Origin of the sequence: Pseudomonas sp. Marseille-Q1929, from assembly GCF_017316265.1 — a bacterium.
GTDB lineage: Bacteria > Pseudomonadota > Gammaproteobacteria > Pseudomonadales > Pseudomonadaceae > Aquipseudomonas.
Map to the genome: position 1 here is coordinate 1 of NZ_JAFLWU010000034.1, position 21,524 is coordinate 21,524.

Annotated in this window: 21 protein-coding genes; 5 read left to right on the forward strand and 16 right to left on the reverse strand. The window is 59.6% G+C overall.

The window, feature by feature from the left end:
• The first annotated feature begins 106 nt into the window (after positions 1 to 106).
• Positions 107 to 469 (forward strand): Mpo1-like protein, encoded by a 363-nt coding sequence (locus tag J1G37_RS25340; RefSeq protein WP_207046158.1) that lies wholly within the window; start codon positions 107 to 109, stop codon positions 467 to 469.
• A gap of 3 nt (positions 470 to 472) precedes the next feature.
• On the opposite strand, the gene J1G37_RS25345 is transcribed toward J1G37_RS25340, so the two are convergent.
• The 3 genes from J1G37_RS25345 to J1G37_RS25355 form a co-directional block, all read right to left on the reverse strand.
• Entirely contained in the window at positions 473 to 1,270 is a 798-nt protein-coding gene (locus tag J1G37_RS25345; protein ID WP_207046161.1) for a thioesterase family protein, read from the reverse strand.
• A 155-nt stretch (positions 1,271 to 1,425) separates the two neighbouring features.
• Positions 1,426 to 2,187 (reverse strand): CHAD domain-containing protein, encoded by a 762-nt coding sequence (locus J1G37_RS25350; protein ID WP_207046163.1) that lies wholly within the window; start codon positions 2,185 to 2,187, stop codon positions 1,426 to 1,428.
• Positions 2,188 to 2,230: 43 nt separating this feature from the next.
• Positions 2,231 to 2,509, reverse strand: a complete 279-nt coding sequence (locus J1G37_RS25355) for a hypothetical protein (protein WP_017734442.1) — start codon at positions 2,507 to 2,509, stop codon at positions 2,231 to 2,233.
• Positions 2,510 to 2,705: 196 nt separating this feature from the next.
• Here J1G37_RS25355 and J1G37_RS25360 point away from each other — a divergent pair, with 196 nt between their 5' ends.
• A complete protein-coding gene (locus tag J1G37_RS25360) occupies positions 2,706 to 3,743 on the forward strand; it encodes a patatin-like phospholipase family protein (RefSeq protein ID WP_124528135.1) in 1,038 nt (345 codons plus the stop codon).
• A gap of 136 nt (positions 3,744 to 3,879) precedes the next feature.
• Here J1G37_RS25360 and J1G37_RS25365 read toward each other — a convergent pair whose 3' ends face one another.
• The 6 genes from J1G37_RS25365 to kdpF form a co-directional block, all read right to left on the reverse strand.
• Complete coding sequence (locus J1G37_RS25365) at positions 3,880 to 4,569, reverse strand: response regulator (RefSeq protein ID WP_207046165.1); 690 nt, start codon at positions 4,567 to 4,569, stop codon at positions 3,880 to 3,882.
• Positions 4,570 to 4,606: 37 nt separating this feature from the next.
• Positions 4,607 to 7,258, reverse strand: coding sequence for a sensor histidine kinase KdpD (locus tag J1G37_RS25370; RefSeq protein WP_207046167.1), 2,652 nt, complete (start codon positions 7,256 to 7,258; stop codon positions 4,607 to 4,609).
• Positions 7,259 to 7,383: 125 nt separating this feature from the next.
• Complete coding sequence (gene kdpC / locus J1G37_RS25375; RefSeq protein ID WP_207046169.1) at positions 7,384 to 7,929, reverse strand: potassium-transporting ATPase subunit KdpC; 546 nt, start codon at positions 7,927 to 7,929, stop codon at positions 7,384 to 7,386.
• A 64-nt stretch (positions 7,930 to 7,993) separates the two neighbouring features.
• Complete coding sequence (kdpB, locus tag J1G37_RS25380) at positions 7,994 to 10,051, reverse strand: potassium-transporting ATPase subunit KdpB (protein ID WP_207046171.1); 2,058 nt, start codon at positions 10,049 to 10,051, stop codon at positions 7,994 to 7,996.
• A gap of 12 nt (positions 10,052 to 10,063) precedes the next feature.
• Positions 10,064 to 11,758, reverse strand: a complete 1,695-nt coding sequence (kdpA, locus tag J1G37_RS25385; RefSeq protein ID WP_207046174.1) for a potassium-transporting ATPase subunit KdpA — start codon at positions 11,756 to 11,758, stop codon at positions 10,064 to 10,066.
• Between the two features lie 10 nt (positions 11,759 to 11,768).
• The gene (gene kdpF, locus J1G37_RS25390; protein WP_003218754.1) at positions 11,769 to 11,858 is read right to left on the reverse strand and encodes a K(+)-transporting ATPase subunit F; all 90 of its coding nucleotides are present in this window, start codon (positions 11,856 to 11,858) and stop codon (positions 11,769 to 11,771) included.
• 414 nt (positions 11,859 to 12,272) lie between these two features.
• On the opposite strand from kdpF, the gene eat reads away from it, so the two are divergent.
• Both eat and J1G37_RS25400 read left to right on the forward strand, forming a co-directional pair.
• The gene (eat, locus tag J1G37_RS25395; RefSeq protein WP_124528130.1) at positions 12,273 to 13,637 is read left to right on the forward strand and encodes an ethanolamine permease; all 1,365 of its coding nucleotides are present in this window, start codon (positions 12,273 to 12,275) and stop codon (positions 13,635 to 13,637) included.
• 111 nt (positions 13,638 to 13,748) lie between these two features.
• Entirely contained in the window at positions 13,749 to 13,916 is a 168-nt protein-coding gene (locus tag J1G37_RS25400; RefSeq protein WP_008437727.1) for a DUF2897 family protein, read from the forward strand.
• Positions 13,917 to 13,924: 8 nt separating this feature from the next.
• On the opposite strand, the gene J1G37_RS25405 is transcribed toward J1G37_RS25400, so the two are convergent.
• On the reverse strand, positions 13,925 to 14,773 hold the full coding sequence (locus J1G37_RS25405) for a DUF1989 domain-containing protein (protein ID WP_207046176.1): 849 nt from the start codon (positions 14,771 to 14,773) through the stop codon (positions 13,925 to 13,927).
• A 15-nt stretch (positions 14,774 to 14,788) separates the two neighbouring features.
• Positions 14,789 to 15,433, reverse strand: coding sequence for a GntR family transcriptional regulator (locus J1G37_RS25410; RefSeq protein ID WP_207046178.1), 645 nt, complete (start codon positions 15,431 to 15,433; stop codon positions 14,789 to 14,791).
• 130 nt (positions 15,434 to 15,563) lie between these two features.
• Between J1G37_RS25410 and J1G37_RS25415 the strand changes: the two genes are divergently transcribed.
• The gene (locus J1G37_RS25415; protein ID WP_207046180.1) at positions 15,564 to 16,142 is read left to right on the forward strand and encodes a TetR/AcrR family transcriptional regulator; all 579 of its coding nucleotides are present in this window, start codon (positions 15,564 to 15,566) and stop codon (positions 16,140 to 16,142) included.
• Positions 16,143 to 16,159: 17 nt separating this feature from the next.
• On the opposite strand, the gene J1G37_RS25420 is transcribed toward J1G37_RS25415, so the two are convergent.
• The 5 genes from J1G37_RS25420 to J1G37_RS25440 form a co-directional block, all read right to left on the reverse strand.
• Positions 16,160 to 16,492 carry a ComEA family DNA-binding protein gene (locus J1G37_RS25420; RefSeq protein WP_207046182.1) on the reverse strand — a complete coding sequence of 111 codons (333 nt, stop codon included), beginning with the start codon at positions 16,490 to 16,492 and terminating at the stop codon, positions 16,160 to 16,162.
• Between the two features lie 114 nt (positions 16,493 to 16,606).
• Entirely contained in the window at positions 16,607 to 17,200 is a 594-nt protein-coding gene (locus J1G37_RS25425; RefSeq protein WP_207046184.1) for a sugar transferase, read from the reverse strand.
• A gap of 8 nt (positions 17,201 to 17,208) precedes the next feature.
• Positions 17,209 to 18,438, reverse strand: coding sequence for a glycosyltransferase family 4 protein (locus J1G37_RS25430; protein ID WP_207046186.1), 1,230 nt, complete (start codon positions 18,436 to 18,438; stop codon positions 17,209 to 17,211).
• Between the two features lie 20 nt (positions 18,439 to 18,458).
• On the reverse strand, positions 18,459 to 20,306 hold the full coding sequence (locus J1G37_RS25435; RefSeq protein WP_207046188.1) for a hypothetical protein: 1,848 nt from the start codon (positions 20,304 to 20,306) through the stop codon (positions 18,459 to 18,461).
• Between the two features lie 106 nt (positions 20,307 to 20,412).
• On the reverse strand, positions 20,413 to 21,516 hold the full coding sequence (locus J1G37_RS25440; RefSeq protein ID WP_207046190.1) for a glycosyltransferase: 1,104 nt from the start codon (positions 21,514 to 21,516) through the stop codon (positions 20,413 to 20,415).
• Positions 21,517 to 21,524 lie beyond the last annotated feature (8 nt).

Here is a 21,524-nt window from a genome sequence, read left to right on the forward strand (position 1 = left end):
CTATATTCAATACCTAAACTGTCAGCTTCGTCGGCGGCGTCAGATGCATATAAGAGACAGCCAAAACTCTGTTCAAGTTGTTTCAACGGACAGAGGATTTTTCACCATGGGCAAACGTCACCCCAATCTCCCCGCCTGGCAATGGCGCAGCTACCCGCAAAACCATCAGCACCCGACCAACCTGGCGTTGCACCTGATTGCCGTGCCGCTGTTTATCGTCGGGTTCCTGTTGATTGTGTCCGGGGTGTTCAGCCTGAGTCTGGCGAGTTTCGCCATTGGTGTGGTCGGCATCGTTGCCGGCCTGGCGTTGCAACGCCACGGCCATAGCCTCGAAGCCCAGGCCAGTGAACCGTTCAGTGATCGCAAAGACGCGGTGCAGCGCCTGGTGGTCGAGCAGTTCGTGACCTTCCCGCGCTTTGTCTTCAGCGGCGGCTGGTGGCGCGCCTGGCGGCAGCGCCAGCGGCACTGAGTGTCAGGCGAACACCACCACGGTCTGGCGGCTGATGGCGATCAACGCACCGCTCGGGCTCCACAGTGCGGCGGCGGCATGGCCGTAGCCGTCGCGGGCGTGTTCGATGGTTACGTAGTACTGGCACCAGTCCAGCGTGGTCAGCTCCTGCAACGGCTGGATGAACTCGATGGTCCAGGTCAGCGTGCTGCCCGGCGCGGGCTTCTTCAGGTGCGGCAGCAAGGCTGGGGGCCAGGCGTCCACCAGGGCAAGGATGTGCGCCTCGGTCAGCGGTTCTTCCTTCACATCCCCACGCAGTCGGACCCAGCCGCCCATGTCGCGGGACTTGTTACCGGTAAACGGTAGGCCACCGACACTCCAACGCATCGCCAAATGGCGCATGAACTCTGGGGTGACGCCCTTGATGTAGGGCAGTTCCTGGCATTCATCCCAGTGTTTGAACACGGGCGGCGCTGCGCTTTCGACCACGATCTCCGACTCACGGGACCCGCCGAAACTGGCCTGCACCAGTGTCGCGACTTCACCGTTCTGCACCACACGGCCGAGTAATTGGCTGACGGCCTTGCCTTCGCGCAGCAATTCGACTTGGTAACTGGCGGGGACATCGGGCGCCACTGGGCCGACGAAGGTGATCGCCAGCGAGCGTAATGGCCGATCTGCCGGAACCTGGGCACGCAGCGCTTCGTACTGCAACGCGGCAACCAGGCCGCCGAAGGTGGCACGGCCCTGGGCCCATTCGGCGGGGATGGTGACGTCTTGCGGGTGGCTACGGGCGGCGTCGAGCAAATCACAAAAGCGCATGGCGGCCTCACATCAAGGGAAACGGATGGGGGATCTTAACCAGCGTGTTGGCCTGGTGCAGCGCCTATTCCGGCCAAAAGCCGGACGATTGTCGGACGCGGAGCGTCGCTGGATGCATTCCCACGCGGAGCGTGGGAACGATCAGCCGGACCGGGTCAGAAACAATCGGAGCGGAGTTTATCCAGCACGCGGTCCGCCTGCCCTTCTGCCTTGGCCATGGTGCGCTGCCACACGGCAACGCAGGGCTGCAGATCCGTCTGGCGTGCGGCCTGGGCCAGCCACTGCCAGCAGTCGTGCCAATCACCCAGGGCACCTTGGGCTTTCTTCAGGCGGGACATGGCGTTGGTGGGGAGTTTGTTCAATTCGGGGTAGGCCTCGGCGGCATAGCGCACGCGCTTGATCAGCAACCGCAGCCGGTGGCGATCATGGCCTGGGTCCTTCAAGGCGGCGTCGAGTGCCTGCCATTGCTTGGCCAGACGTTTCTCGATGCGCGAGCGCAGGCCCCTGAGCAACTTCTGATGTTCGGATGCGCGGATAAAGCGTGGGAAGGCATCGAGGATCAGCAGCAACTGCGCCAACTCGGGGCTTTGCGCCACGTGGCGATATGCCTCGGGTTGCAGGCGCAGGCGCCGATCTGCGGCATCGTGATAGCCGTGCTGGTGCAGATAGGCCGCCAGCACCTCGCGGTCACGCAGCGGTGTGGTCAATTGGCCGACCGCGCTGGCGGCCGATTCAAGCTGCTCCACGCCTGGCAGCCCACGCAAAGGGCGCAACAAGCTGCGCAGGCGGCGCACGGTGGTGCGCAGGTCATGCAGGGCTTCATCGTCGGTGACGGCGGCGAGCCGAGCCTGGCAGCTCAGCAACCCTACTTCCAGGCCAATGACCTGAGCGACTAGCTGATCGACCAACGCTGACATCCTGCCCTCACTCTCCGATGAAAAATCCTACCCGCCGCTCGGATCAACGCCCGGCGCGCGACTCACGAATATAGAACCGCGCTTTCTCGGCCTTGTTGGCGCAGCCTTCAAACGCTTCAAATTGCTGCTGGGTCTTGGCACCAGTCAGCAGGGATAGGGCCTTGGAATAGCTGACAGTCCCGGCGAACCCTTCGGCCTTGGCCAGGTCCAGCTCGTGCCAAGCGGCATCCAATTGCGTGCCGCAGCTATCGCGGTACGCGGTTTTCCCGGCACAACCGGCCAGGGCCAACACGATCACAGGCACACACATCCAGGCTTTCATCGATGACACCTCAAAATAAAGAAAAACAGTCGTACGTTGTAGACGTTGCCTACATGAAAAAGTGCCTTGTCCTTAGCCTGAAAACGATAGTACCTATACCCAGAGCATACCCGAGGCTTAGCACTCCCGCAGCGAAGATTGAAGCCGCCCCCTCAATGGGTGCATTGTGGGCACCTGCCATCTGTAGGACATGACCATGAAGAAACGTGTTGCCTTGGTGCTGGGCTCTGGCGGGGCCCGGGGCTACGCCCATATCGGCGTGATCGAAGAGATCGAGCGACGGGGCTATGACATCGCCTGCGTCGCCGGTTGTTCCATGGGCGCCGTGGTCGGTGGCATCTACGCCGCCGGCAAGCTGGATGAGTACCGCAACTGGATCGAAAGCCTCGATTACCTCGACGTGCTGCGCCTGGTAGACGTGAGCTTTCGCCTCGGCGCGATTCGTGGCGAGAAGGTCTTCGGCCAGATCCGCAAGATCGTCGGCGAGTTGAATATCGAAGAGTTGCGCATCCCCTACACCGCCGTCGCCACCGACCTCACCAACCAACAGGAAATCTGGTTCCAGGAAGGCTGCCTGCACCAGGCCATGCGTGCTTCGGCGGCGATCCCCAGCCTGTTCACGCCGGTGATGCAAGGCAACCGCATGCTGGTGGACGGCGGCCTGCTCAACCCGCTGCCCATCGTGCCGGTGGTGTCGAGCCATTGCGATTTGATCATCGCGGTCAACCTCAACGCCACCAACCAGAAGCACTACCAATTGCCGGTGATCCAGCGCCCACCGGCGTTCAAGAGCCGCTTCAACAGCCTGGCCAAATCACTCGGTTCGCACTTGCCGTTTCGGCGCAAGCAGGCCGAGCAATTGATGAAACTGGAACAGGAAGCCTTGCAGGCCGAAGCCGCCGACATCAACCCCTGGCTGGACGCAGCGGAACCCGAATCCCAACAACCCGCCGCCGCACCGGAAAAGGCCGGCGCGCCGAAGTCGGCGACCGGTTCGTTCATCATCGATAACGTGGGGCCGGCGTCGTTGCTGGACCTGATCAACCAGAGTTTCGAGGTGATGCAGACGTCGTTGGCGCAGTACAAGATTGCCGGGTACCCGCCGGATGTGTTGATCAACGTGCCGAAGCGGGTGTGCCGGTTTTTCGAGTTCTACAAGGCGCCGGAGTTGATCGCGCTGGGGCGGGAGATTGCGCGGGATACCCTGGATCGGTATGAGAGTGAGCAGGGCTGAAATCTTGGGTGCTGCTGATGGCCCCATCGCAGCGATGCGGCGACCCGACAAGCCAGCTCCCACATTCGAACGTATTCACAAATCAAAATGTGGGAGCGGGCTTGCCCGCGATGAGGCCGGCACAAACAACAAATATCTATGTGTTCAACAACCGATACCCCACGCCCGCCTCCGTCACGATAAACCGCGGCTGCGTTGGATCGTCCGCCAGCTTCTGCCGCAAATGCCCGACCACAATCCGCAGGTAGTGACTGTCCTCGATGTGCGTCGGCCCCCAGATATCCTTGAGCAATTGCTGCTGGGTAATCACCCGCCCCGGATGTCGTGCCAGTTGCGCCAGCACCGCGTACTCCTTGCGCGTCAGGGCGACTTCGACGCCGTCCAGCAGCACGCGGCGGTAGGCCAGGTCCACGGTCAACGGGCCGAAAGACAGCGCCGCTTCCTGGGCCTCCCCCACCGGCGCCTGGCGCAGCAACGCGCGCACGCGGGCGAGAAATTCCTGGATGCCAAAGGGCTTGGTCACATAGTCATTGGCGCCGCTGTCCAGGGCTTCGACTTTCTGCCCCTCGCTGGCGCGCACCGACAGCACCAGTACCGGCACCGTGGACCACTCGCGAAATTCGCGCAGCACCTGCTGGCCGTCCATGTCCGGCAGGCCGAGGTCGAGCACCAGCAAGTCCGGTTTGCTCAATGCCGCCTGGGCCAGGCCTTCGTTGCCGGTGCCGGCCTCGATCACCTTGTAGCCCTGGGAGGCCAGGCTGATACGCAGGAATTTGCGGATCTGCGGTTCGTCATCAATGACCAAAATCGTCGCGGTCTGGCTCATGGTGTCCAATCAGAATCGGGAGAGAAAACAGGGTAGCTCATGCCTCGCGCTCCAGGCCAGGTTGGGTCGGCAACGGCAGGAACAGAGTGATGCAGGTGCCGCGGCCGTCGATGCCATCGGCCACGCCGATATGCCCGCCGTGGGCGCCGACCATGCCTTGGCAGATCGCCAAACCCAGACCGGTGCCCTGCCCGCCGCGATCGCCACGGGCGGCGGTGTAGAACATGTCGAAAATCTTCGCGCGCTCGTCCTCGGGGATGCCGGGGCCTTCGTCGGCGACGGCAAAAAACAGCTGGTTATCCAAGACGCCCGCGCTCAACTGCAAACGCCCATGGGCCGGCGAAAAGCGCGCGGCGTTTTCCAGCACATTGACCAGCGCCTGTTCGATCAGCGCCGCGTGCACATACAGCAATGGCAACTGGGCCGGCACCTCGGTGTGCACCTGCAGCGGCGCCAGTACGGCGCGCAAGCGGCCGAGGGCGCTGCCGACAATATCACCCGGCGAGACCCAGTCCCGCGCCAGCTTCAACGCGCCGTGGCCCAGGCGCGTCATGTCCAGCAGGTTCTGGATGTAACGGTCGAGGCGCTCGGCTTCATCGCGGGTGCCTTCCAGCAGTTCGCGGCGGTCCTCCAGGGGGATGGCCTCACCGAGGGCCAGCAGGCTGTCGATGCTGCCGCGCATGGAGGTCAGCGGCGTGCGCAAATCGTGGGACACCGAGGCGAGCAAGGCGCTGCGCAGTTGCTCGGTTTCGCCGTGCAAGCGCGCAGACTCCAACTCCTGCGCCAGTTGCGCGCGGGCCAAGGCTTGCGCCAGCGGCTGGCTCAAGGCGGTCAGCAAGCGGCGGCGCTGACCGCTCAATTCCAGGCCCGGTTTGGGGCTCACACCGAGCAGGCCCAGCGGCCCTTCTTCAGCGGATAACGGCCACCACCACCAACGTCCAAGCGGTAAGGTGCCGGTGCCCATGCCGGCTGGTTGATCGTGCTGCCAGGCCCAATCCGCAGCGGCGCGTTCGCCTTCGGTGAGGGTCAGCGGGCCACCGGTTTCGATCGTCCAACCACCTTGGCCGTCGCGATTGACCAGGCACAGGTCGAGGTCGCTCCAGCCTTCCAGGTGATGGGCCGCCGCGCTGATCACCGCCTGGCGGTCAGTGGCGGCGGTGAGCTTGCGCGACAGGTCGAGCAACTCGCTGGTTTCTTCCTGGGTGTCGCGCAGCGCCTGCAACTGTCGGCGTTGACGCGCCGCGAGGTTGCCGGTGAGCGCTGCCATCAGCAGGAAGAACAGCAAGGTCAGCACGTCTTCTTCACGCTGGATCGCGAATGAGAAATTCGGCGGGATAAACAGGAAGTCATAGGTCATGAACGACAACGCCGCGCACACCAGCGACGGGCCCAGGCTACTGCGCACCGCCACCAGCAGCACCGCCGCGAGGAACACCAGAGAGATATTCGGCAACGGCAACACGCTGGACACCGCCCAGGCCACCGCCGCCGCGACGACGGTCGCGACCACCGCCAGGCCGTAGTCGAACCACACCAACCCGCGCACATCCGGCAGGCGCGGCGGCGCGGGGATATCGTCGCTGTCGAGGACGTTGATTTCCAACCCACGGGCATTGCGCAACAGGCGCGCCGCCAGCCCGCCACCAAACACGCGACGACGCCAGCGCATCCGCGACTGCCCCACCAGCAGCAGGCTGGCACGGCGTTCGGCGGCGTGCTGGATCAGGGTCTTGGCCACCTCCCCGGCCCGCAGCAACACCACTTCACCGCCCAGGCGTTCGGCCAGTTGTTGGGCGTTTTGCAGGCGCAGGCGCGATTGTTCGTCCCGCGCACCGCCGTTATCGATATGCACCAGGCTCCACGGCAAATGCCGACGCTGGGCGACACGGCTGGCATGACGCACCAGGCGTTCGGCCTGGGCATCGCCGTCCACGCCCACCAGCAGGCGACCGCGCACCGCTGGCGCGGCTTGGCCGAGCTGGCGGTAGCCTTGGGCCAAGTCGTCATCGACGTGGGCGGCGGCGGTCTGCATCGCCAGCTCGCGCAGGGCCATCAGGTTGGTCTGGGTGAAAAATGCGTCGATGGCCGCGCGGGCCTGTTCCGGTACATACACCTTGCCGTCGCGCAGGCGCTCCAACAGCTCGCGCGATGGCAGGTCGATCAGCAGCAGTTCGTCGGCCTCTTGCAGCACCCAGTCCGGCAGGGTTTCGCGCACCTGCACGCCGGTGATGCCGCGCACTTGGTCGTTGAGGCTTTCCAGGTGCTGGACGTTGACCGTGGTGAACACGTTGATGCCGGCGGCGAGCAGTTCCTGGATGTCTTGCCAGCGCTTTTCATGCCGGCTGCCGGGCGCATTGCTGTGGGCCAGTTCGTCCACCAGCACCAGCTTGGGCTTGGCGGCGAGCAGGCCGTCGAGGTCCATTTCTTCGAGCATTACGCCGCGGTATTCACTGCGTAACAGCGGTTGCTGCGGCAGGCCGCTGAGCAGGGCTTCGGTCTCGGCGCGGCCGTGGGTCTCGACCACGCCGGCGATCAACTTGACGCCCTGGCGCAGCTGGGTGTGGGCGGCCTGGAGCATGGCGTAGGTCTTGCCCACGCCCGGCGCGGCGCCGAGGAAGACTTTGAGCCGGCCACGGCCGTTGCGGGGCAGGTCGGCTAGCAGGGCATCGGCGCGGCCGGAGTCGCTCATGTAGGGGGTTCCTTCAGGTGTTTATTTGCAGTCTTTGAGGCCGTCATCGCGGGCAAGCCCGCTCCCACAGGGGAATGCATTTCAAGTGTGGGAGCGGGCTTGCCCGCGATTGGCGGTGCCACTGCCTACAACTTTTCCAGGGCCATATTCAGCGCCAGCACATTCACCACCGGCGGCCCCACCAGCGGGCTTTCGATGTGCTCATCGAGCAAACGTTGCAGGGTCGACACCGGCACATTCCGCGCCGCCGCCACGCGGGCCAGTTGATAGGCAATCGCCTCCGGTGGCAAGTGTGGATCAAGACCGCTGCCAGAGGTAGTCAACGAGGCCAAAGGCACCGGGCCCTGGCTTGGCACTAGCTGTTTATTCGCATCCTCGAAGACGCGCGTGGCCAATGCCGGGTTGCTCGGGCCGAGGTTGCTGGCGCTGCTGGAAACCGTGGCAAAGGCACCGGCGGATGGGCGCGGGTGGAACCAGGTGTCACCGGTAAAGTCCTGGGCGATCAGGCTGGAGCCGCGCACCTTGCCGCTGGCGTCGTACACCAGGCTGCCGTTGGCCTGGTCGGGGAAGGCGACTTGGGCGACGCCGGTGACCACCAGTGGGTAGGCGACGCCGGTAATCAGGGTCATGAGCACCAGCAGGCTCAGGGCCGGGCGGATGATGTTGGACATTTCAAGTTCCTCAATTCAGTCATTGCAACCTGTGGGCACAGGGAGAGCACCCACAGGCATCGGGTCAAACCAGGTGCAGCGCGGTCAGCAGCATGTCGATTGCCTTGATGCCCACGAACGGCACCAGCAGCCCGCCCACGCCGTAGATCAGCAGGTTGCGCCGCAGCAAGGCCGCCGCGCTTGCCGCCTGCACACGCACGCCGCGCAGCGCCAGGGGAATCAGCACCACGATGATCAACGCGTTGAACACGATGGCCGAGAGGATCGCGCTCTGCGGGCTCTGCAAATGCATTACGTTGAGCACGCCCAATTGCGGGTAGATCGAGGCGAACAGCGCCGGCAGGATCGCGAAGTACTTGGCCACGTCGTTGGCGATGGAAAAGGTCGTCAGTGCGCCACGGGTCACCAGCAATTCCTTGCCGATCTGCACCACGTCCAAGAGCTTGGTGGGGTCGCTGTCGAGGTCGACCATATTGGCCGCTTCGCGCGCGGCCTGGGTGCCGTCGTTCATCGCCATGCCGACGTCGGCCTGGGCCAGCGCCGGGGCGTCGTTGGCACCGTCGCCGCACATGGCGACCAGGCGGCCGTCGTTTTGCTCGTGACGAATGCGCGCGAGTTTTTTCTCCGGGGTGGCCTCGGCCAGGACGTCGTCCACGCCGGCTTCGGCAGCAATCGCGGCGGCGGTCAGCGGGTTGTCGCCGGTGACCATCACGGTGCGAATCCCCAGCTTGCGCAGTTCGGCGAAGCGTTCGCGGATGCCGGGCTTGACCACGTCCTTGAGGTGAATCGCACCGAGCAATTTGCCGTCGGCGCACACCAGCAACGGCGTGCCGCCACTTTGGGCGATCTTGTCGATTTCCCGCGACAGCGCGGGTGCGAAGTCGCGGCGTTGTTGGCCCACAAAGGCCAGCAGCGAATCCACCGCGCCTTTGCGGAATACGCGGCCTTGGTAGTCAACGCCGGACAAGCGGGTTTCGGCGCTGAACGGGACGGCGGTCAGTGCGTCCAGGGACGGTTCGGCCTGGGGGTGCAGCGCACGCAGGTATTCGACGATGGATTTGCCTTCCGCCGTGTCGTCCGCCAGAGATGCCAGCAGCGCGCCTTCGGCCAGCTCGCGGCCACTGACGCCTGGCGCCGCAACCACCGCCGAGCAGCGACGGTTGCCAAAGGTGATGGTGCCGGTCTTGTCCAGCAGCAGCACATGCACGTCGCCCGCCGCTTCCACCGCGCGCCCGGATTTGGCGATCACGTTGAGGCGCACCAGGCGGTCCATGCCGGCGATGCCGATGGCCGACAGCAGGCCGCCAATCGTCGTGGGAATCAACGTCACCAGCAGTGCGACCAGGAACACCAGCGGCAAGCTGCCATTGGCGAAGTGGGCGAACGGTTGCAGGGTCACCACTACCAGCAGGAAGATCAGGGTGAGGCCGATCAGCAGGATATCCAGCGCCACTTCGTTGGGCGTTTTCTGGCGCTTGGCGCCTTCGACCAGGGCGATCATGCGGTCCAGGGTGGACTCACCGGGGTTGGCGGTGATGCGGATCAGCAGCCAGTCCGACACCAGCCGCGTGTTGCCGGTAACGGCCGAGCGGTCGCCGCCGGACTCGCGGATCACCGGCGCGGACTCGCCGGTGATCGCCGCTTCGTTGACCGCCGCGATGCCTTCGATGACCTCGCCGTCACCGGGGATCATTTCCCCGGCGGCGACGCGCACCACATCGCCTTTGCGCAGGCTGGTGGCCGGCACGACCTTGAAGCTGCCGTCGGCTTCCTTGCGGCGTGCGCTGAGGCCTTCGCTGCCGGCCTTGAGGCTGTCGGCACGGGCCTTGCCACGCCCTTCGGCCAAGGCTTCGGCGAAGTTGGCGAACAGCACGGTGAACCACAGCCACACGGCGATTTGCACGGCGACAAACGTCGGCACGGCAGTGTCGGGCACAAAGCACAGCACGGTGGTGAGGATGGCGGTCAACTCGACCACCAGCATCACTGGCGAGCGTTGCAATTGGCGCGGGTCGAGCTTGACGAACGCCTGGACCAGCGCCGGGCGCCACAGGGCGGAGATGGCGGTTTTGGCGGGCTCCTGGGTTTGCACGGGAGCGGCGTTTTTTGCAGGCATATTCATGTTCATATCCCCTTAGAAGCCCATGCTCAGGTGTTCAGCGATGGGGCCTAGAGCAAGCGTCGGCAGGAAGGTCAGGCCGCCCACCAGCAAGATGGTCACGGTCAACAGGGTCACGAACAGCGGGCCATGGGTCGGGAAGCTGTTCTGGCCAATTGGTGCGGCCTTCTTCATCGCCAGGCTGCCGGCCAGGGCCAGGACCGGGAGGATGTAGCCGAAGCGGCCGATCAACATGCCAAGGCCGAGCATCAGGTTGTGGAACGCGGTGTTGGCGCTGAGGCCGGCGAACGCCGAGCCGTTGTTGGCACTGGCGGAGGTGTAGGCGTAGAGCAATTGGCTGAACCCGTGAGGGCCAGGGTTGCTGATGGCACTCGCCGGGCCGGGCAGGCTGGCGGCGATGGCACTGAGGACGAGCACGCCTACCGGCATCACCAGCAAGGTGACGACGAGCAATTGCACTTCCTTGGCCTGGAGTTTCTTGCCGAGGTATTCCGGCGTGCGGCCGATCATCAAACCGGCGAGGAACACCGCGATCAACACGTTGAGCAACATGCCGTACATGCCGGCACCGACGCCGCCGAAGATCACTTCACCGACCATCATGTTGACCAGCGCGACCATGCCGCTCAGCGGGCTGAGGCTGTCTTGCATGCCGTTGACCGAGCCGTTGGACGCCGCGGTGGTGGTCACCGACCAGAGCACGGTGCCGGTGGTGCCGAAGCGCGCTTCCTTGCCTTCCAGTGGAGCGGTCTGCTCGACGGCCGGGTGGTTCAGGGTCGGGTTGGGCTGGGACTCGGACCACAGCGAGGTAGCGCCGCCGATCAGGAACAGGGCCAGCATGCAGCCGAGGATCGCGCGGCTCTGGCGCAGGTCCTTGACGTAGTGACCGAAGGTGAACACCAGCGCCACCGGGATCAGGATGATCGACGCCACCTCGAACAGGTTGGCCCACGCGGTCGGGTCTTCAAACGGGTGCGCCGAGTTGACGCCGAAGAAGCCACCACCGTTGGTGCCCAGTTGCTTGATCGCAATCTGGCTGGCGGCCGGGCCGAGGGGGATCACCTGATCCACGCCCTGCATCGTCAGCGCATCGACGTAATGCGCGAAGGTCTGCGGCACGCCCTGCCACACCAGGAACAATGCGAGCACCAGGCACAGGGGCAACAGGCCGTAGAGGGTGGCGCGGGTCATGTCGACCCAGAAGTTGCCCAAGGTCTGCGCGGATTTGCGCCCGATCCCACGGCACAACGCGACAAGGACGGCCAGGCCGGTGGCCGCACTGACGAAGTTCTGCACGGTCAGGCCGGCCATCTGGCTGAGGTAGCTCAGGGACGCCTCACCGCTGTAGGACTGCCAGTTGGTGTTGGTCATGAAACTGACGGCCGTGTTGAAGGCCAGCGTCCATTCCTGCCCCGGCAATTTCTGCGGGTTCAGTGGGAGGTATTCCTGGAACAACAGGATGGCGAACAGCAGCAGGAAGCCGGCAAGGTTGAATGCCAGCAGGGCCAGCATGTACTTCTGCCAGCTTTGTTCCTGATGCTCATCCACGCCCGAGAGGCGATAGCAGGCTTTTTCGACAGGCCCCAGGACCGGGCTCAGCCAGGTGCGCTGGCCTTCCATCACCTTGTAGTAGAAGCGGCCCAGGAACGGCGCCGGCACCAACACCACGGCAAAGAAGGCGATGATCAGCCAATAGTCATAACTGTGCATGGCCAAGCTCCTAGTTCCGATCCGCGCGTAACAGCGCAACCAGCAGATAAATGAACAGCGCCACGGCCAATAGCAGTGACACCCCGTCCAGAACGCTCATGGAAGTTTCTCCGTTTAGCGGCGTATTGCCGCGTGTGGGGCAATTGTCCGCAGGAGTGGCGTAAAGGAACGAGAGCGAGGGTGCGGGTGGGGCGTAAAGACGGCGTAAAGAGTGGGTTTATGCGGGGGTTACAGGGGGATTTGTGTGCGCTGGGAGGGCCTCATCGCGGGCAAGCCCGGCTCCCACAGTTTGACCGGCGCTCGTCATGACACCTCGGTCAAGGGTGGGAGCGGGCTTGCCCGCGATGACGGCAGCGCAAACAACATCGCACTCATCTGGTGCAACCCTGCCGACATTCAAACGCCAAACCATCCCCCCGACGACAGTTGCGTGCCTTTACGACAATGATTCTCAGGCTGGCATGGCCGCTGCAACACCTTGAATCATTCCAAACCGTTCAGGGAGCGCAGCACGATGAACACACAACTCAAGCCCACCTTGGGCACCCTGCATTTGTGGGGCATTGCCGTTGGCCTAGTGATCTCCGGGGAATATTTTGGTTGGAGCTACGGCTGGGGCGTGGCAGGAACCTTGGGCTTCCTGGTGACGTCGTTGATGGTCGCCGCGATGTACACCTGCTTTATCTTCAGTTTCACCGAACTGACCACCGCCATTCCCCACGCAGGCGGACCGTTTGCCTACAGCCGTCGCGCGTTTGGGGAGAAAGGCGGCTTGATTGCAGGGCTGGCGACCCTCATTGAATTCGTGTTCGCCCCGCCCGCCATCGCCCTGGCCATCGGCGCTTATCTCAATGTGCAGTTTCCTGCGCTCGACCCGAAACATGCGGCCGTCGGCGCCTATTTCGTGTTCATGGGCCTGAACATCCTCGGCGTGAAACTCGCGGCCACCTTTGAGCTGGTGGTGTGCGTACTCGCCGTGGCCGAGTTGCTGGTATTCATGGGCGTGGTCGCCCCGGCGTTCAGCTTCAGTAACTTCGCCCTTAATGGCTGGGCCGGTTCGGATACATTTGGCGCGCCGGCGATTGCCGGGATGTTTGCGGCGATTCCCTTTGCGATCTGGTTCTTCCTGGCCATCGAAGGCGCGGCCATGGCCGCAGAAGAAGCGAAAGATCCCAAGCGCACCATTCCAAAAGCCTACATCAGCGGCATCCTGACCCTGGTGATCCTGGCCATGGGCGTGATGTTCTTCGCCGGTGGCGTGGGTGACTGGCGCACCTTGTCGAACATCAACGACCCACTGCCGCAAGCGATGAAAACCGTGGTGGGCGACCACTCCGGCTGGTTGCACATGCTGGTGTGGATCGGCCTGTTCGGCCTGGTGGCGAGCTTCCACGGCATCATCCTCGGCTATTCGCGTCAGTTCTTCGCCCTGGCCCGCGCCGGTTACCTGCCCTCTTTCCTGGCCAAGCTGTCGCGTTTTCAGACACCCCACCGCGCCATCCTCGCCGGTGGTGTGGTCGGTATCGCGGCAATCTACAGCGACGGTTTGATCAACCTGGGCGGCATGACGCTCACCGCTGCGATGATCACCATGGCGGTGTTCGGCGCCATCGTGATGTACATCATGAGCATGCTCAGCCTGTTCAAGCTGCGTAAGACCGAGCCGCTGCTGGAGCGTACCTTCCGCGCGCCGGGTTATCCGATCGTGCCGGGCATCGCACTGGTACTGGCGGTGGTGTGCCTGGTGGCCATGGCCTGGTTCAACACGTTGATCGGGTTGATCTTCCTGGGCTTCATGGCGGTAGGGTTTGCCTACTTCCAGATGACCGCGCAGCACCGTGCCGATGCCCCGGCAGATGCGATGTTGACCGGGCTCTGATCTACTGGAGGCAGAACGGGCCTACACTGAACTACTGAGAAAGCCCGTTACTCAAAGCAGTTATTCCCGTGGGAAAATTCTCCCACGGCAATCTGCCTCAAGGAGAGCCTTATGCCGTGGTATGCGTGGTTGATTTTAGTGGTGGCGATCGGGTCGATCGTCGGTGGCCTGCTGATGCTGCGGGACAGCGCCAACAAGGTGGAACTCACCGACGAACAACGCAAACGCGTGGCAGAACGCAACGCCCAGGCGGACGCCAAGGACGCGCAAGATCGCTGAGCCTTGGGTTACTCCCAAGCAGCCTTGGCAATATGCAACCCGTGCTGCCCCTTGTAGGCAGCACGTTCCGGCTGGCTCCAGCCGCTGAGCAACGCCTCCTCCAACCGATAGATCTCGACACCCAGCGGGCGACACACCGTCAGCGGATCCTGCGCATCCGGCCCCCACATCGGCAGTGACAGGTCCCCACCCGGGCACGTCGACAGCGCGCACAGCAGATCAATCTCGGCAAAGAACTCCAGGTAATCACCCTTCTGCGCCGGGCACGCCTTCATGAAATACATGTCGTCCTGATTGAGCCCGGTGCACTGGAAAATGTTCAGCACGTCATGCACGTCGAACTCCGTCAGGCCGTGGGGCAAAACCGCACGCGTCAGGTTCGAATGGCAATGGTGATGGAAGTCCTCGCCGGTGAGCATGCGGTTCACATAAGGGTCGCAGCGCGTACCGAGCAGGTCATGCAGGCGCCCGCCATGTTCATCGATGCCATAGCTCGCCAGGCTGTCATCGGTGATGGTCACCAGGGGGCGCAGAAACGGCAGGTTCGACCACAAGCGGTCATGGGTGCTGACATGGGCGCCCTGCAACTGCCGCGTGCGTGCCGCCCAGAGCCGTTCGCGCGGGTCATGGGCGTTCCACACGTTAAAGTCGCCCACCTGCGGACCAACCGGCGTGGTCACCCGGAACACATGCCCGGCCGGCACTTTCCACGCCCTGCCCGTACGAATCGGCACTTCGAATTGTTCGATCAAGGTACGTTGGTCGGCACGATCGCGGATACGCTCGTAAAACGCCGTATCAACCTGCAGCGCCGGGCCTTTGCTGACCTGATAAGCCGCCGGATAGTCTTTATACATCGTGGAACTCCTTGATCAAGGGCGAGTGAACAGAGCCAGCGACACACGTTCCGAATCGTCCAGATACAAACTCAGCGCCTGCCCTGCTGCCGGTTTGTCCGCTTGGACCAATAGCGCGTAGATCTCGCGATCACGCTCCAGCCAGGGCGACTGGAACCGCTGCTCATCGGGCGCCGCACAAAACACCAGGCGTAACTGGGCGATCACCTGGGCGAAAAACTCATCGAACAACGGGCTGCGCATCATCCCGACAATCTGTTGGTGGAACACCAGGCTGTGGGTGGCCACGGCGCGCCAATCTTCACGCTCCCGCGCCAGGGTGGTGGCGTCGATAGCGTTTTGCATGCGCTCGGACTGATCGGCGGTCAATGCGCCGCTCTGGGCGATGGCCTGTAACTCCAGGGTGCGTCGCACTACAAACACATCACGCACCTCTTCACGCTCCAGGCGCCGGACCATCACCCCCTTGTTTCGCACGTACCGGGTCAGGCCTTCTTGCCCCAGGCGATGCAAGGCTTCGCGAATCGTGTTGCGCGAGGCGTTGTAACGCCTCACCAACTCCACCTCGACCAACGCCATGCCAGGTAGCAACCGCCCACCGATGATGTCGGCACGAAGTTCCAGCGCGATCTGATCGGCTAACGACAAACTGAGTGCCATCACTCCCCCATGATTGTTGAACAATCCTCTGCGTAGACGTAATCACTTTTCGTGCCAACCGCTGCGCTTCGCTGGATGTGTAATAACGTTCAACTCCGTTAAACTGCCATCTCGTTACCGAGGCAGCCCTATGCGTTACTCCCAAGACCATAAAGCTCAAACTCATCAGCGCATCATCAAGGAAGCGTCGGTGCGCTTTCGCCGCGACGGCATTGGCGCCACCGGCTTGCAACCGCTGATGAAAGCGCTGAACCTGACGCATGGCGGGTTTTACGCACACTTCAAGTCGAAGGACGAACTGGTGGAAAAAGCCCTGCTCGCTTCGGCCGCAGAGCTCGATGCCCACTGCGAGATGCTGTTCAGCCAGGAACGGCCTTTGGACGCGTTCATCGACAGCTACCTGTCGGATTGGCACCAGAGCTCTCCGGATCAGGGTTGCCCTTTGCCGACCATGTGTTCCGAACTAGGGCTGCGAGGCCAGCCTAGTCCGACAACGGATGCAGTGCTCGACGCACGGCTCAAACAGATTGAAACAGCGTTGGGTGAGGGCCGTGCTGACGCTCAGGCACTGGTGATGATGTCGACACTGGTGGGCGCGCTGGTGCTCGCCAGGAGTGTCGAGAATCCGCAGTTGGCAACGCGGATCATGGACGTGGTGCGAGACACCTTGAAAACGCGAATCCGGGAGGATGAAAAGGCCGATCAATGATCGGCCTTCTGGACTGCTTAATTGAGCGACAGCCTGTCTCGGTTCTTCTCCAGCAACGCCTTGCCGATGCCCTTCACTTCCAACAACTCATCCACTGCCGTGAACGGACCGTTGCTATCGCGGTAGGCAACGATCGCCTTGGCTTTGGCGGCGCCGATACCAAACAAGTCACGACGTAGGGTTTCAGCGTCGGCGGCGTTCAGGTTGACCTTGGCAGCTTGCTCGGCCTTAGTGATTTGCGCAGTGATGGGGGTTGGCGCTTCGGGTTTGATCGAAGGGGCTGCGGTGGTAGTGACGGAGAGAGTGGTGAGGAAGGCGAAGATCAGGGAAGAAATGTAGGTGTTTTGCATGGGTGACGCTCCTTGACAACTATGAGAGAAAAGCAGCTTTCCGAAGCTGCTTTTCAAACTTAGGTGATGGTGGGAAAACGTCAAAAACGAGTTAGTTACAGAGTGTAAGCACCACTAATCTGTATCAGATCTTTTCGAGCCTGAAAACTTCGACATCGTTACTTCACCGTCAGCACTGATACCTTCTCGGGCGAGAACTTTATGGACGGTCATAAAAAGTATCTTGAAATCCAGCAAGATAGAACGATTATCGACATACCAAACATCAAGCTTGAACTTATCTTCCCAGCTTAGAGAGTTTCGTCCATTGACCTGAGCCCAGCCCGTAATGCCAGGCCTCACTTCGTGACGCCGTGCTTGTTCAGAACTGTACAGCGGCAGATATTCGTTCAACAACGGGCGAGGGCCAACTAAACTCATATCCCCCTTGAGAACGCTCCAGAGTTCAGGAAGTTCGTCCAGGCTGCTGGAACGAAGGAATTGTCCAAACGGCGTCATGCGCTCGGCGTCTGGCAACGGAGTTCCCTTCGAATCGTTTGCGTCACGCATACTACGAAACTTTACTAGTATGAAGGGCTTGGCGTTCAAGCCAGGGCGCACCTGCCGGAACACGACTGGTGCCCCTAGATTTTTACGAATTTTCCAAGACGTCCACGCGATCACCGGTGACAGTAAGATCAACGCGATCCCGGAAATGAGGATGTCCATGAACCGTTTCAACGACTGGTTTCCTTGAATAGCAACGACAGGTAATCTTGCGCTAATTTTGGATAGTTTCGGTTATCCAGCAGCCATTTGCGTCCACGTGCGCCCATCTCTTCGAGCTCTTCGGCACTCTTGGACTTCATCTCCAGAATCCCCGAAACCAACGATCCAACATCCCCGGCTGGCACATAAACGCCGCACTCCGCCTCGTTGATCATGGAGGGATAGCCGCTATAAGAAGCGATGACTGGTTTGCCGGCAAGCATGTAGTCAATCACCTTATTGAGAGACTGCCCATAGTGCCAGACCTTTGACGCATACACAGAAAAATACAGCAGATCGGATTTGGTCAACGCTGACTGAACCATGTCCCGTGAAATTTTTGGAGCGAAGACAAGGTTAGACAAGTGACCGTATTTCTCTTGATAGTGGGCCTTCAACGCGCCGTCACCAATCATCAAGAACTCGATATCAGCATAGTCTTGCATCAACGCGGCCGCTTCAAAGAACACCTCTAAAGCGTTTGTAATGCCGATGGTGCCGGCATGAACAACTCTAAACTTAGGTGCCGAGAAATATTGTTTCACGTAATCATCTGGCAACTCTTTTACCTGGTTCAGGTGATCGTCGCTCACGCCCATGGGGATGCAAAATACCGGACGGCAAAACCCCGTCTCGGCACGTACATGCTCCGAAAGATTAGGCATGGTACCCACAATCAAATCTGACCGCTTATACGCCAGTTTTTCGATAACAGATAACGCCTTGACGAACAGATTTCCACTGCTGAATCCGCCCTCTTCTACAATCGTGAGTGGCCATATGTCGCGCACCTCGAAAACCAGTCGACAGTTATACTTACGCTTTAACAACAAACCATTGATAATTGTAAGTAATGAAAGGCTGGAAACGACAATCACGTCAGGCCGAGGCAAAGTTTTCTTGTTCAGGAAAAACAGGTTCCACTCAAAGTGAAACCAACTCAGAATCCTGATTACAGATTTTGCAACGGAATATTTTAGTGTACGCAGCCAAATAATCCTTACACCGGAAACCGTTTGCTCGGTGACGCGACGACTCAACTCGGGCACATCAACCAAATTATTGGAGTCCGAGGTAATTACGACCGTCTCACAGCCAGATTTGTTCATCTCCTCGACCAAAAACCAACCACGCCCCCCAGGACTGTTGGCGGTTTTTGGCGAAAAATACTTCGTGATATACCAAATGGTCTTCTTCATCTGAAAATAATCCAACCTCTTCAGACTTTATAAAGTTTTGGAATGGCGTTCACCACTTTGATGACTTGATCGAAGTCCATACCCAGTGCATCCAGGTACCAGCGAATATTCTGATATCTAGGTTGGTTCTCATTCTTCACCAGTTCCAGTGCCTGATCGCGTGTCATAACCCCTTCCCGAATTTGGTTGCTTCGAAAGGTATCGTGCTCAGAAAAACCGGCAACGGTATAATAAATATAGTTATAAAACGCCGCCGTACCGTCGCCAATACGCCAAGTAGTGGAGGTATCCACGGCAGTTTCCCAGTCGTACTCACCGATCAAAGTGTCGTCAATAGTATTCTCGTCCCAGCTCCAGTAGTCGAAGATATGGTAATAATCTTTTTTCTCTGTAAAACTACGATAGTACTCACCCGACAACGTATCCCAGAGTGAAGAGTTAAAGTAACCTGGACTTTTCAACATGGCTTTGAAACGCAGGCTTTGATATTCAAGCTGCTTTCGCCAGCCATTCATATAGACGCGTTTCTCCTCAAAATCAGGAGGAATGCCAAGAAAGCCCGCTTTGAAGTGAGTCACCTCTAGTGGGTTAACCCCCCACAGGTTGAGTCCGATCCCTGTCTGACGTTTGACGGTTTCTACGTGGCGAAAAAAGTGCTTGTCACCCGCTGTCAGAATACTAATCATCCCTAGATGGGGTGACTTGAGCCAGGCCCGCAGATTGGTAGCAATATTTTTACGTTTTTTGTCAATATCATCAGCAATGATAATATTTTCAACACCTAGTTCGGCACACATACGACTAATGTTACGTCGGCCCAAGTCGGTTACCATGCCCCAGTCGTAGGTGTAGGTAACAGGGTTCATACCCAGTTCCTTGACGATCAAGTGAAGGCCATAACAGCTGTCGCGCCCGCCCGAAAACGGAACAATGCAATCCAGTTGACCGTTGCGTCGATACGGCTTTACCAAATTAAAGAGATCTTCTTTTGGTTTTGGCACATTGCGGAGAGTGTAAGTATTACAGTAGTTGCACACGCCAGCCGCGTCGAAAGAAATATAAGGCATTGTCTCGGGAAGCACGCACTTCGTGCACCGATGCAATTCTGGGAGGTTAAACTGAAGCAGCTTCTCCTCAGCCTGATTATACTTGAACGGCGGAATAATATTATGGGTGCGCTTACGATCATCGGAAACAGAGACAGAGACAGAGGCAGAGGCAGAGGCAGACTCCGGGATGTCCAAAATCACCGCTTGCTCTTTAATCTGGGTAATATGGGTACAGTGTATCTGCGTCAACGGATAGCTTTCAGAGGAAAAGCATACACCATCCTCAGACTGCCCTAAGTACAGACTGCCATTATTGGAAAACAAGACAGCTTTTCCAATTTTCGGCAAAATAATGGCACATGCAATGACGCCCTTGCACAAAGACAAAATCTTATCACTGAGCTTACTCAGATCAGTACCATTATCTTCAAGGTACTTCTCAGTGATTGCAGCAATCACTTCGCTGTCAATTTCAAGCTTGCGCTCAGCCTCGATCAGGCCCCATACATCCGCATCATTCACGATGATACCGTTATGGATAACGCAAATATCACCACGAACAACAGGCTGATTGTCAGCAAGGCCATTCGTAATCAGTCGACTGTGACCAAAAACCGCCTGAGATTCGTAGGGGGCTACTTTGGAGAGCAAGTTATTTACATCATAGTCCGCACGTTTAACTTGGCAGCCCTGTTTATCAAAGTAAATCAATCCACTGGAATCACGCCCTCGCTGCCTGGCATGATCAGCCAATATGTTGAGACTTGCCTTATTGACTTTCTGCCCGCTCGCAGAAACCAATCCAAATATCCCGCACATATATTAAAATCCGTATTAAATATTAAAAACAGAACTCATCCAGCTATCACAAAGCCGTCGCAGCGACCTGGATCAGCAGACTCAGTTTGCACATCACGCCGACAGACTAGCCGGAAACACCGGTATTATTCTGATAAACATGAAGCATTGTCTCAATGCAGACAGGCCAGCTGTAGTGAGATTGCACATGCTCTCTTCCAGCCCTGCCCATCTGCTCGCGTAATTCCTGATCTTCAATCAGGCTCATCATTGCAGTGGCCGCTGCTCGCGGATCGTCCCGCGGCACTACCAACCCCGTCTTTCCGTGGACTGTAACTTCAGGCAACCCACCCGCATCTGAGACGACCACCGGCAGACCAGCAGCGCCCGCTTCGATGATAGCGACTCCAAAGCTTTCACTGTCAAGGCGGCTGAGCGCGACGTATACGTCCAGCTTACCAAGCTCCTGAGGTACTTCTTTATGAGGTATTTGCCCTACAAAGGAAACTCGATCCGCTATTTTCAGTTTTTCTGCCAGTATTTGCAACTCTCTTGTCTGGGGACCGCCGCCGACTAGACGAAGAAATAACTTGTCCGCTATCTTGGGATCCTTCTGTTCCATCTCGCCCACCACAATCGAGAAAGCTTCTATCAAAGTGTCTACACCATATTTGGGTGCAAGTGTCTTTACAGTACCGATTGTAATTCGATCAGGATCACGTGTTGCGGCATGAGCGATGTCAGCGTACGCCGTCATATCAACCCCAAAGGGCGTCACTGAAATATCATCGAGCCCAGGAACTAACGCTTGAGTCCTTGCAGCCATACACCAGCTCGTCGAAGCAACAGCATCAGCTGCTTTTAAGTTCGCAGTCACCAACCATTTGTGCAAAGGGCTTTTGTGAGGAAAATCGTAGACGTCGCTTCCCCAAACAGACATTATCCACGGGTGGTAGTTAACCAGGCGAGCGGTCGTACCATAACCACTTGCATAATGAGCATTGACGATATCTGGTTTTAGTTGACCCAACAACTCACGAACAGGGCCAACCATTGTGAAATAACCTACAATCCCACGGTATGGAAACTCATGCACAGTAACGCCAGCACTAAATGAATCGGCGACGGGGTGCTGCGATATCACATGGACTTCGTGACCCACTGCGCTCAAACCGTCCGCCCATCGAACTGTGTGAATGGAAGAGGCACCTGATAGCAAGACGATTTTCATACTCAACA

Coding starts and splice junctions, on each gene's coding strand:
- J1G37_RS25340 (WP_207046158.1), top strand. CDS start 107: ATGGGCAAACGTCACCCCAATCTCCCCGCCTGGCAATGGCGCAGCTAC.
- J1G37_RS25355 (WP_017734442.1), bottom strand. CDS start 2,509: ATGAAAGCCTGGATGTGTGTGCCTGTGATCGTGTTGGCCCTGGCCGGT.
- J1G37_RS25350 (WP_207046163.1), bottom strand. CDS start 2,187: ATGTCAGCGTTGGTCGATCAGCTAGTCGCTCAGGTCATTGGCCTGGAA.
- J1G37_RS25365 (WP_207046165.1), bottom strand. CDS start 4,569: ATGAGCCAGACCGCGACGATTTTGGTCATTGATGACGAACCGCAGATC.
- J1G37_RS25345 (WP_207046161.1), bottom strand. CDS start 1,270: ATGCGCTTTTGTGATTTGCTCGACGCCGCCCGTAGCCACCCGCAAGAC.
- J1G37_RS25435 (WP_207046188.1), bottom strand. CDS start 20,306: ATGTGCGGGATATTTGGATTGGTTTCTGCGAGCGGGCAGAAAGTCAAT.
- kdpF (WP_003218754.1), bottom strand. CDS start 11,858: ATGAGCGTTCTGGACGGGGTGTCACTGCTATTGGCCGTGGCGCTGTTC.
- eat (WP_124528130.1), top strand. CDS start 12,273: ATGAACACACAACTCAAGCCCACCTTGGGCACCCTGCATTTGTGGGGC.
- J1G37_RS25420 (WP_207046182.1), bottom strand. CDS start 16,492: ATGCAAAACACCTACATTTCTTCCCTGATCTTCGCCTTCCTCACCACT.
- J1G37_RS25370 (WP_207046167.1), bottom strand. CDS start 7,258: ATGAGCGACTCCGGCCGCGCCGATGCCCTGCTAGCCGACCTGCCCCGC.
- J1G37_RS25425 (WP_207046184.1), bottom strand. CDS start 17,200: ATGGACATCCTCATTTCCGGGATCGCGTTGATCTTACTGTCACCGGTG.
- J1G37_RS25440 (WP_207046190.1), bottom strand. CDS start 21,516: ATGAAAATCGTCTTGCTATCAGGTGCCTCTTCCATTCACACAGTTCGA.
- J1G37_RS25430 (WP_207046186.1), bottom strand. CDS start 18,438: ATGAAGAAGACCATTTGGTATATCACGAAGTATTTTTCGCCAAAAACC.
- J1G37_RS25415 (WP_207046180.1), top strand. CDS start 15,564: ATGCGTTACTCCCAAGACCATAAAGCTCAAACTCATCAGCGCATCATC.
- kdpA (WP_207046174.1), bottom strand. CDS start 11,758: ATGCACAGTTATGACTATTGGCTGATCATCGCCTTCTTTGCCGTGGTG.
- J1G37_RS25405 (WP_207046176.1), bottom strand. CDS start 14,773: ATGTATAAAGACTATCCGGCGGCTTATCAGGTCAGCAAAGGCCCGGCG.
- J1G37_RS25360 (WP_124528135.1), top strand. CDS start 2,706: ATGAAGAAACGTGTTGCCTTGGTGCTGGGCTCTGGCGGGGCCCGGGGC.
- kdpC (WP_207046169.1), bottom strand. CDS start 7,929: ATGTCCAACATCATCCGCCCGGCCCTGAGCCTGCTGGTGCTCATGACC.
- J1G37_RS25400 (WP_008437727.1), top strand. CDS start 13,749: ATGCCGTGGTATGCGTGGTTGATTTTAGTGGTGGCGATCGGGTCGATC.
- kdpB (WP_207046171.1), bottom strand. CDS start 10,051: ATGAATATGCCTGCAAAAAACGCCGCTCCCGTGCAAACCCAGGAGCCC.
- J1G37_RS25410 (WP_207046178.1), bottom strand. CDS start 15,433: ATGGCACTCAGTTTGTCGTTAGCCGATCAGATCGCGCTGGAACTTCGT.